Origin of the sequence: uncultured Amaricoccus sp. (assembly GCF_937858865.1) — a bacterium.
Lineage (GTDB): Bacteria > Pseudomonadota > Alphaproteobacteria > Rhodobacterales > Rhodobacteraceae > Amaricoccus.
Map to the genome: position 1 here is coordinate 1 of NZ_CALLYO010000098.1, position 10,257 is coordinate 10,257.

Below are 10,257 nucleotides of genomic sequence, written 5' to 3' on the forward strand. Positions count from 1 at the left end.
TTTCGTCGGGTTAAAACTTCGTGAAGCGCGGGCGGCGGTCAGACGATGCCGCCGCCGATGCTGGCGACGGCCGGGCGGCGCTCGGCGATGGCGGCGCGGTAGCGGCTGGCGCGGAAGGCGGCGACCGGGTCGATGGCGCCGCCCTGCTCGAGCCGCGCCTGGGCGAGGATGGGCTCGACGTCGGTGCGGAAGGCGGCCTTGAGCGTGAGGGTCGCCATCAGGGCGTCGTTCGCCTCCTGGGCGGCTTCGAGGACGGCGCGGTCGACGAGCAGGGCCTGGGCATAGGCGCGGGCGACCTCGGTGGCGCTGACCATCAGGCTCTCGATCGGGTCGGTGACGTTGTGGCTCTGGTCGAGCATGTGGGCGGGGGCGAAGCCGGGGGCGCCGCGGTCCTCGGCGTCGACAAGCTCGTTGAAGACGAGGAAGAGGCGGTAGGGGTCGATCGAGCCGGCGTCGAGGTCGTCGTCGCCGTACTTCGAGTCGTTGAAGTGGAAGCCGCCGAGCTTGCCGAACTGGATGAGGCGGGCGACGATCATCTCGATGTTGACGTTGGGGGCGTGGTGGCCGAGGTCGACGAGGCAGAAGGCCCTGGGGCCGAGCTCGCTGGCGGTCAGGTAGCTGGTGCCCCAGTCCTGCACCACCGTCGAGTAGAAGGCGGGCTCGTACATCTTGTGCTCGGAGAAGAGGCGCCAGTCCTCGGGGAGGGCGCCGTAGATCTGCCGCATCGAGTCGAGGTAGCGCTCGAAGGCGCGGGTGAAGTGCGACTGGCCGGGGAAGTTCGAGCCGTCGGCGATCCAGACGGTCAGCGCCTTCGAGCCGATCGCCTGGCCGATCGCGATGCATTCGAGATTGTGCTCGACGGCCTGGGCGCGGACGGCGGCGTCGGTGTGGGAGAGCGAGCCGAACTTGTAGGAGAGCGGCTGGCCGGGGGCGTCGGCGAAGGTGTTCGAGTTCATCGCGTCGAAGCCGAGGCCGACCTCCTGCGCCCTGGCCTTCAGCGCCGCCGGGTCGGCCCTGTCCCAGGGGATGTGCAGCGAGACGGTGGGGGTGACGCGGGTGAGCTGGTGGATCACGCCGCAGTCGTCGAGCTTGTCGAAGATGCCGCGCGGCTCGCCGGGGCCGGGGAAGCGGGCGAAGCGGGTGCCGCCGGTGCCGACGCCCCAGGAGGGGACGGCGACGCCGAAGGCGGCGAGCCTGGCCTTGATGCGCTCGATGTCGATGCTGCGGCGGTCGAGCTGCTCGGCGAGGGCGGCATAGTCGCGGGCGAGGGCCGCGGCCCGCGCCTCGTTCTCCGCGGCGATCAGCCCGGGGTCGATTCCTGCCATCTCGTCCTCCCTAGCGGGTGAAGGCCTGCACGTTGCCGGCGTCGACGTTGATGATGTTGCCCGTCGACTTGGCGGAGGCCTCCGAGGCGAGGAAGTAGATCGCCTCGGCGATGTCCTCGGGCAGCACCGAGCGTTTCAGGAGCGAGCGCTGGCGGTACATCTCCTCCAGCCCCTCCTTGTCGGTCCGGTAGGTGGAGGCGCGTTGCTCGAGCCACTCGCCGGCCCAGATCTTCGAGCCGCGCAGCACGGCGTCGGGGTTGACCACGTTGACGCGGATGCCCTCGGGCGCGCCTTCGAGGGCGAGGCAGCGGGCGAGGTGGATCTCGGAGGCCTTGGCGGTGCAGTAGGCCGAGGCGCCGGGGGAGGCGGCGAGGCCGTTCTTCGAGGCGACGAAGACGAGGGCGCCGCCGAGGCCCTGCGCCTTCAAGAGGCGAAAGGCTTCGCGCGAGACGAGGAAGTAGCCGGTCGAGAGGATCGCCATGTTGCGGTCCCAGAGCTCGAGCGTGGTGTCCTCGACCGGGGCGGAGGAGGCGATGCCGGCGTTGGAGACGACGATGTCGACCCCGCCGTATTCGACCGCCATCGCGGCATAGGCGGCGGCGACCGCGGGCTCCGAGGTCACGTTCATCTCGACGGTGCGGACGGCGTCGGCGGAGTGGCGGGCGGCGAGTGCGGCGCGGGTTTCCTCGAGCGCCCCGGCGTCGATGTCGGCGAGGACGACGCAGGCGCCCTCGGCGAGCAGGCGCTCGGCGGTCGCGGCGCCGATGCCGCCGGCGCCGCCGGTGACGATGGCGATGCGGCCGGCGAGGCTCTTCGGCTTCGGCATGCGCTGGAGCTTGGCCTCCTCGAGCAGCCAGTATTCGATGTCGAAGGCCTCCTGCTCGGGGAGGCCGCGGTATTCGGAGACGGCGGAGGCGCCGCGCATGACGTTGATGGCGTTGACGTAGAATTCGCCCGAGATGCGGGCGGTCGCCTTGTCCCTGGCGAAGGTCAGCATGCCGACGCCGGGGACGAGGTAGACGACCGCGTTCGGGTCGCGCAGGCCGGGGCTGTCGGGGCGGCGGCAGCGCTCGTAATAGGCGGCATAGTCGGCGCGGTAGGCCTCGACCGCGGCGGGGAGGCCGGCGAGGGTGGCGGCGAGGTCGGGCCGCGCCGGGTCGAAGTCGACGACGAGCGGGCGGATCTTGGTGCGCAGGAAATGGTCGGGGCAGCTGGTGCCGAGGGCGGCGAGCGGGCGCATCCCCTTCGCGCCGACGAAGTAGAGGACGGCCGGGCTGTCGTCGAAGTGGCCGACCATGCGGGCGTCCTTCGAGATCATGCCGCGGATGCGCGGCATCAGCGCCGCGGCCACCCGGCGCCGCTCCTCGGGCGGCAGGGGGGCGTGGGCCTCGCCCCCGAAGGCCGGCTGGCCGGCGGTCCTCGTCTCCAGCCAGGCGATGGCGCGGTTGATGATCTCGATGGTGGTCTCGTAGCAGGCCTTCGCCTCGTCGGCCCAGGTGAAGAGGCCGTGGCTCTCGAGCACCACGCCGCGGGCGGCCGGGTTCTCGCGGCAGAATTTCTCCAGCCAGAGGCCGAGCTCGTAGCCGGGGCGCTTCCAGGGCAGCCAGCCGATCTCGTCGCCAAAGACCTCCCGGGTCAGCGCGCACGAGTCCTTCGAGGCGGCGATGGCGATGATGGCGTCGGCGTGCATGTGGTCGACATGGGCCCGCGGCACGTAGGCGTGCAGCGGCGTGTCGATCGAGGCGGCGCGGGCGTTGAGGTTGAAGGTGCAGTGGGGCAGGTAGCCCACCATCTCGTCCTCGTGCTCGGGGCCGCGGTAGAGGCCCTTCAGCGCCTCGAGCTTCGACATGTAGAGGGTGGCGAAGCCGTCGAGCCTGATGGTGCCGACGTCGCCGCCCGAGCCCTTGACCCAGAGGACCTCGACCGGCTCGCCGGTCAGCGGGTCGGTCTCGGTGACCTTGGCCGAGGTGTTGCCGCCGCCGTAGTTGGTGATCCGCTTGTCGGCGCCGAGGAGGTTCGAGCGGTAGAGGAGGAGCTCGGGCTCGCTCATGCCCGCGGCCCTCGTGTCGTCCCAGAGGTTGGCGAGGGTCCGGCCTGTCTTCGCGTCGAGCATGATCCATCCTCCCCGAAGCCCGTTCGGACTGGTATCGCGCAGCGGGATCCGCTTGTCAAAGCGGCCCCCTTGATCGCGGTGCGGCGGCTGGCCCATTGTCATGCGGGGCGACGGAGGGGGAGCCGGAATGGACAAGGCCAGGGGCGGGCGGCCCGCCACCGTCCTCGTTCTCGACATCGGCAAGACCAACGCCAAGGCGGTGCTGGTCGATGCCGCGACGCTCGGCGAGATCGACGTCCTGACCGCGCCGAACCGGCCGCTGCCCGGGCCGCCCTATCCGCATGCCGACGTGGAGGGGATCTGGCGCTTCCTGCTCGAGGCGGCGCGCGCGCTGCAGGGGCGGCACGGGGTGGGGGCGATCGCGGTGACGGCGCATGGGGCGACGGCGGCGCTGGTCGACAGGGCGGGGGGGCTGGCGCTGCCGGTGCTCGACTACGAGTTCGCCGGGCCGGACGAGCTCGCGGCCGCGTATGACGCGGCGCGGCCGGATTTCGCCGAGACGGGATCGCCGCGGCTGCCGGCGGGGCTGACGCTCGGGGCGCAGCTCTTCTGGCAGTTCCGCCGCTTCCCGGCCGAGGCGGCGCGGGCGGCGGCGATCCTGATGTATCCGCAGTACTGGAGCTTCCGGCTGACCGGGGTGGCGGCATCGGAGCGGACCTCGCTCGGCTGCCACACCGACCTCTGGGACCCGCATGGGGGGCGCTTCTCGTCGCTGGTCGAGGGGATGGGCTGGTCGGGGCTGATGCCGCCGCTGCGCCGGGCGGCGGACGTGCTCGGGCCGGTGACGGCGGAGGTGGCGGCGGCGACCGGGCTCGACCCGGCGACGCCGGTGCATTGCGGCATCCACGATTCGAACGCCTCGCTGCTGCCGCACCTGATGGCGCGGAAGCCGCCCTTCGCGGTGGTCTCGACCGGGACCTGGGTGGTCTCGATGGCGATCGGCGGGCGAAAGGTGACGCTGGATGCGGCGCGCGACACGCTGGTCAACGTGAACGCCTTCGGCGATCCGGTGCCCTCGGCGCGCTTCATGGGCGGGCGGGAGTGGTCGCGGCTGATGGAGGGACGGGAGGCGGCCCCGACGGCGGCCGACGCCGAGGCGGTGCTGGCGCACGGGGCCATGCTCTTCCCGGCGGTCGAGCCGGGCTCGGGGCCGTTCCCGGGCCGCGCGCAGCGCTGGTCGGTGCCGGAGGCGGCGCTCGCACCCGGCGAGCGGGCCGTCGTCGTCGCCTGGTACCTGGCGCTGACGACCGGGGTCTGCCTCGAGCTGATCGGCGCCGAGGGGCCGGTGGTGGTCGAGGGGCCGCTGGCGGCGAACCCGGCCTTCACCGGGATGCTCGCGGCCATCGTGCCGGGCGGCCTCGCGCCGGCCTCGCCGGCGACGACCGGCACGAGCGCCGGCGCCGCGCTCCTCGCGCTGCCGCCGGGGGACGGGCCGGCCGGGGCGGCGCCGGAGGCGGCGCGGCAGCCGCGCGCGCCGCGGCTCGCGGCCTATGCCGCCCGCTGGCGGGCGGAAGTCGATCGCGCTACCTGATCCTCGACCAGTTCGGAGGCCCGTCATGACCGCTCAGCCCCGCCTCGCCGACGCGCTCGGCTTCGATCCCGCGAAGCTGCCGGGCGATCTCTGGATCGGGGGCGCCTGGCGTCCCGGCGAGGGGCGGATCGAGGTCTTCGACCCCTCGACCGGCGCGGCGATCACCACGGTGGCCGATGCCTCGACCGCGGACGCCCTCGAGGCGGTCGCCGCGGCGCGTGCGGCGCTGCCGGGCTGGTCCGCCACGCCGCCGCGGCGGCGGTCGGAGATCCTCCGGCGCTGCTTCGAGCTGATGATCGAGCGGCGCGACATGCTGGCGCGGCTCATCTCGCTCGAGAACGGCAAGGCGCTGCCCGACGCGACCGGGGAGGTCAGCTATGCGGCGGAGTTCTTCCGCTGGTTCTCGGAGGAGGCGGTGCGGCTCGGGGGCGAGCTCTCGGTCGCGCCCTCGGGCGCCAACCGCATCCTGGTGCAGCACCAGCCGATCGGGGTCGCCGTGCTGGTCACGCCGTGGAACTTCCCTGCGGCCATGGCGACGCGCAAGATCGCCCCGGCGCTCGCCGCCGGCTGCACCTGCGTGCTGAAGCCGGCGACCGAGACGCCGCTGACGGCCTATGTCCTCGCACGGCTCTGCGCCGAGGCGGGGGTGCCGGACGGTGTCCTCAACGTCATCACCACCGCGCGCGCGGGCGAGACGGTCGGCGCGATGCTGCACGATCCGCGGGTGCGCAAGCTCTCGTTCACCGGCTCGACCGCGGTCGGGCGCAGGCTGCTCAAGGAGGCGGCCGACCAGGTGCTGAGCTGCTCGATGGAGCTGGGCGGCAACGCGCCCTTCGTGGTCTTCGACGACGCCGATCTCGAGGCGGCGCTCGACGGGGCGATGATCGCCAAGATGCGCAATGGCGGCGAGGCCTGCACCGCGGCCAACCGCTTCATCGTCCAGGAGGGCATCGCGCCCGCCTTCGCCGAGGAGCTGGCCGGGCGCATGGCGGCGCTGCCGCTCGGCGCCGGCTACGACCCGGCGACGAGGATCGGCCCGATGATCAACAAGGCGGCGATCGAGACCATCTCCGGCCTCGTCGACGATGCGGTCGGCCGCGGCGCCCGCCTCCTCGCCGGCGGCCGGGCGCTCGACCGCGCCGGCTTCTACTTCCCGCCGACCGTCCTCGACCGGGTGCCGGCGGAAGCGGCGATCGGGCGCGAGGAGATCTTCGGCCCGGTCGCGGCCATCCGCACCTTCGCGACCGAGGAGGAGGCGGTCGCGATGGCGAACGATACCGAGTACGGGCTCATCGCCTATGTCTTCACCTCGGATCTCGCCCGCGGCCTGCGCGTCTCCGAGCGGATCGAGGCGGGGATGGTCGGGCTCAACCGCGGCCTCGTCTCCGACCCGGCGGCGCCGTTCGGCGGCGTGAAGCAGTCCGGCCTCGGGCGCGAGGGTGGCCACCACGGCATCCTCGAGTTCTGCGAGACGAAGTATATCGCGGCGAGCTGGTGAGAAGACCGGGCCTGCCCGTCAGAATACCGACTGCCGCGCCCGCGACAGGAAGAAGCCGTGGCCGTCGGCGTTGCGGCACTCGAGCCCATTGCGGGAGGACTGGCAGAAGATGTCGCGGAAATCCAGCGCCCGCCCGTAGGCGAAGTCGTGCTCCGGGCCGAGGCCGGGCATTCCCGGCGCACCGCATTGCAGCTGGACCGGGCCCCGCCCCCACATCATGAACCTGTGCCCCCATCCCGCGCCGCAGCCCGCCGGGGGCGGCGCGGCAGGGGCGCCGCCGCGTTCGAAGATCACGCAAGCCAGGTCAGACGGCCCTTCCCCGGTTCCGATCGTGCACTCGATGTTCCCCGACGGCATCCGGAACATGGAGACGTCGGCCAGTGCCGGGCCCGCGGCCAGCAAGGCGACGAGTGTGAGAAGGCGCATTTCCGTCCCCCCGTTGGAATGCGTCCGGTCACTCCTTCTTAACAGACCTTGCCAAAGTCGTTAACGGGTTTAGATTTAACCGTTGATTCAGTGGCTTACACCGTGTCTGGCGCGCAAGACAGCACGCGTTCAGGCGGCGAGGGGCAGGGCCGGGCGCTCGCGAATCGGCAGGTGGACCAGCGCCGAGAAGGCGCCGACCCCGACGCCGACCCACCAGACGAGCGTGTAGTTGCCGTAGATGTCGTAGAGGCGCCCGCCGAGCCAGACGCCGAGGAAGCCGCCGAGCTGGTGGCTGAAGAAGACGAGGCCGTAGAGGGTGCCCATGTAGCGCAGGCCCCAGATCTGCGCGACGAGGCCGGAGGTCAGCGGCACGGTGGCGAGCCAGAGCGCCCCCATGAGGACCGAGAAGACGAGGACGCTCGCCGGCGTCATGGGGGCGAGGATGAAGGCGGCCGCGACGACGGTGCGGGCGAGGTAGATCTGCGCCAGCAGGTACTTCTTCCTGTAGCGCTGCCCGAGGGCGCCGGCGGCCAGCGTGCCGCAGATGTTGGCGAGGCCGATGACCGCGATCGCCAGCGCCCCGAGCGCCGAGGTGGTGGTGATCCCGAAGCTCGCCAGCACGCCGTTCGCCGGGATCGGCGAGCAGACCTCGGTCACGAAGGCGGGGAAGTGCGCGGTGATGAAGGCGAGCTGGTAGCCGCAGGAGAAGAAGCCGAGGAAGATGAGCGCGAAGGAGGGGTCGCGGATCGCCCGGCCGACGATCGCGCCCATGCTCTCCTCGCCCGCCGGCGCCCCGGGCTGCGCGCGCGCCGGCCCGGAGATGAACGGCAGGAGCGCGAGGGTGGCGAGGATGAGGGCGGCGAAGACGATGAAGACCTGCTGCCAGGGCATCATCCCGAGCAGCCAGTCGGCGAGGAGCGGGCCGACCACCTGTCCGGCCGAGCCGGCGGCGGTGGCGACCCCGAGGGTGAGCGAGCGCCGCTCGGGCGAGGCGGCGCGGCCGACGATGGCGAGGATGACGCCGAAGCCGGTCCCGGCGATGCCGAAGCCGATCAGGATGTTGAGGAACTGGTGCGCCCCCGGCGTCACGGCGTTGGCCGAGAGCACGAGGCCCGCGGCATAGAGCAGCGCGCCGAGGATGATCGCCCGCCGGTCGCCGTAGCGTTCGGCGATGGCGCCGAAGATCGGCTGCCCGATCCCCCAGGCGAGGTTCTGGATCGCGATCGCCAGCGAGAAGTCGGCCCGCAGCCAGCCGAAGTCCTCGGCGATCGGGATCTGGAAGAGCCCGAAGCTCGCGCGGACGCCGAAGCCCACGAGCAGGATGGTGCAGGCCGCGACGAGCAGCGGCGTGACGAGCGGGATGCGGGCCTGGGGCATGGGCGTCTCGGGAATCGGGGCTCCTGATACTGCGGCGGCGGCGGAGGAGGTCAACGCGCATTCTTGTGGCCTCGGCCATCACGGTTCGTGATTCCGCTTCCGCCCGTTGACGCACCGGCCGGGGATGCTAGGCAGGCGGGGCCAGAGCCGGAGCCTGCCGATGACCGATCTTCTCTATCGCGAGGATGCCTATCTCGCCCGCGCCGAGGCCGTCGTCCTCGCGGCGGGGGCGGGGGGCGTCGAGCTCGACCGGACGCTCTTCTATGCGAGCTCGGGCGGCCAGCCCGGCGACAGCGGGCTGATCCTGGCCGGCGGGCGCGAGATCGCGGTCGCGGGCGCCGTGCATCCCGAGGGGGATCGGTCGCGGGTGCTGCACCTCCTCGCGCCCGGGGCCGAGGCGCCGCGGCCGGGCGAGCGGGTGGAGCTGCGGCTCGACTGGGAGCGGCGGCACCGGCTGATGCGGATGCACAGCGCGCTGCATCTCCTGTCGGTGGTGCTGCCCTACGGGGTGACGGGCGGGTCGGTCGGCGAGGACAAGGGGCGGCTCGACTTCGACATGCCGGAGCCGCCCGGGGACGTGGCGGCGATCGAGGCGCGGCTGAACGAGCTGGTGGCGGCCGATCTTCCGATCGGCGCCGAGTGGATCGGCGAGGCGGAGCTGGCGGCGCGGCCGGAGATGGTGAAGACCATGAAGGTGAAGCCGCCGGTCGGCGAGGGGTGGGTGCGGCTGGTGCGGATCGGCCTGGGGGAAGGCACGATCGACCTGCAGCCCTGCGGCGGGACGCACGTGCGCTCGACCGCCGAGATCGGGCGGCTGCGGATCGGGAAGATCGAGAAGAAGGGCCGGGAGAACCGGCGCGTGAACCTGCATTTCGCCGCATGAGCGGGGCGGCGGAGGGGCCGATGGCCCTCTACCGGCGGCGCGTCGCCGAGGGCGAGATCGACGCCGATCCGGCGCAGCGGCTGGCGGTGGAGAAGCTGCAGCTGCTGGCGATGCGGCTCGCCGACTACAATCCGGCCAAGCCGAAGCGGGTCGGGCTCGGGCGGTTCGGCTGGGGGCGCGAACGGCTGGAGGAGAAGCCGGTGCCGGGGCTCTACCTCTACGGCGGGGTGGGGCGGGGGAAGTCGATGCTGATGGACCTCTTCTTCGCCGCGGCGCCGGTCGCGAGGAAGCGGCGGGTGCATTTCCATGCCTTCATGCAGGAGGTGCACAAGGGGATCGCGGCGGCGCGGGCGAAGGGGGTGACGGACCCGGTCCGGCCGGTGGCGGACAGGGTGGCGGACGAGGCGACGCTGCTCTGCTTCGACGAGATGCAGGTCACCGACATCACCGACGCGATGCTGGTCGGGCGGCTCTTCGAGCGGCTGTTCGAGCGGGGGGTGGTGGTGGTGACGACCTCGAACCGGGCGCCGGAGGAGCTCTACAAGAACGGGCTGAACCGCAACCTCTTCCTGCCCTTCATCGCGCTGATCGAGGATCGGCTGGAGGTGCACGAGCTCGAGAGCGCGACCGATCACCGGCTGGACCGGCTGAAGGGGGCGGAGGTCTATCATGCGCCGCTCGGGCCGGAGGCGACGGCGGCGCTCGATGCGGCCTGGGAGCGGCTGGCGGGGGGGCCGGGCGCGGCGCTGCCGCTGCAGGTGCAGGGGAGGACGGTGACGGTGCCGGAGTATCGCAACGGGGTTGGGCGGGCGTCGTTCCGGGAGCTCTGCGGGGCGGCGCTGGGACCGGCCGACTATCTGGCGCTGGCGGAGGCGGTGGAGGTGCTGATCCTCGACGACATCCCGCGGCTCAGCCGGGCGCGGAACAACGAGGCGAAGCGGTTCGTGACCCTGATCGACGCGCTCTACGAGGCGAAGGTGCGGCTCGTCTGCTCGGCGGCGGCGGAGCCGGACGCGCTCTACGTCGAGGGGGAGGGGGCGTTCGAGTTCGAGCGGACGGCGTCGCGGCTGCACGAGATGCGGAGCGCGGACTGGGGGCGGTAGC

At 72.4% G+C, this 10,257-nt stretch carries 8 protein-coding genes; 4 read left to right on the forward strand and 4 right to left on the reverse strand.

All coding sequences use genetic code 11. The features are described from left to right. Positions 1 to 38: 38 nt before the first annotated feature. Together rhaI and Q0112_RS02590 are read right to left on the reverse strand one after the other, a co-directional pair. Positions 39 to 1,325 (reverse strand): L-rhamnose catabolism isomerase, encoded by a 1,287-nt coding sequence (gene rhaI / locus Q0112_RS02585; protein ID WP_297970996.1) that lies wholly within the window; start codon positions 1,323 to 1,325, stop codon positions 39 to 41. A gap of 10 nt (positions 1,326 to 1,335) precedes the next feature. After that, positions 1,336 to 3,438: a bifunctional rhamnulose-1-phosphate aldolase/short-chain dehydrogenase gene (locus tag Q0112_RS02590; protein WP_297970998.1), complete on the reverse strand. Its 2,103-nt coding sequence runs from the start codon at positions 3,436 to 3,438 to the stop codon at positions 1,336 to 1,338. A gap of 127 nt (positions 3,439 to 3,565) precedes the next feature. On the opposite strand from Q0112_RS02590, the gene Q0112_RS02595 reads away from it, so the two are divergent. Both Q0112_RS02595 and Q0112_RS02600 read left to right on the forward strand, forming a co-directional pair. Further along, complete coding sequence (locus tag Q0112_RS02595) at positions 3,566 to 4,969, forward strand: FGGY-family carbohydrate kinase (RefSeq protein WP_297971000.1); 1,404 nt, start codon at positions 3,566 to 3,568, stop codon at positions 4,967 to 4,969. Between the two features lie 25 nt (positions 4,970 to 4,994). After that, positions 4,995 to 6,467: an NAD-dependent succinate-semialdehyde dehydrogenase gene (locus Q0112_RS02600; protein WP_297971002.1), complete on the forward strand. Its 1,473-nt coding sequence runs from the start codon at positions 4,995 to 4,997 to the stop codon at positions 6,465 to 6,467. A gap of 18 nt (positions 6,468 to 6,485) precedes the next feature. Here Q0112_RS02600 and Q0112_RS19425 read toward each other — a convergent pair whose 3' ends face one another. Both Q0112_RS19425 and Q0112_RS02610 read right to left on the reverse strand, forming a co-directional pair. After that, positions 6,486 to 6,893: a DUF6636 domain-containing protein gene (locus Q0112_RS19425; RefSeq protein WP_324563653.1), complete on the reverse strand. Its 408-nt coding sequence runs from the start codon at positions 6,891 to 6,893 to the stop codon at positions 6,486 to 6,488. Between the two features lie 129 nt (positions 6,894 to 7,022). Then, positions 7,023 to 8,270 (reverse strand): MFS transporter, encoded by a 1,248-nt coding sequence (locus Q0112_RS02610; RefSeq protein ID WP_297971007.1) that lies wholly within the window; start codon positions 8,268 to 8,270, stop codon positions 7,023 to 7,025. A 160-nt stretch (positions 8,271 to 8,430) separates the two neighbouring features. Here Q0112_RS02610 and Q0112_RS02615 point away from each other — a divergent pair, with 160 nt between their 5' ends. Beyond that, complete coding sequence (locus Q0112_RS02615) at positions 8,431 to 9,153, forward strand: alanyl-tRNA editing protein (RefSeq protein WP_297971010.1); 723 nt, start codon at positions 8,431 to 8,433, stop codon at positions 9,151 to 9,153. A 20-nt stretch (positions 9,154 to 9,173) separates the two neighbouring features. Beyond that, entirely contained in the window at positions 9,174 to 10,256 is a 1,083-nt protein-coding gene (gene zapE, locus Q0112_RS02620; protein WP_297971013.1) for a cell division protein ZapE, read from the forward strand. Position 10,257: the final 1 nt, after the last annotated feature.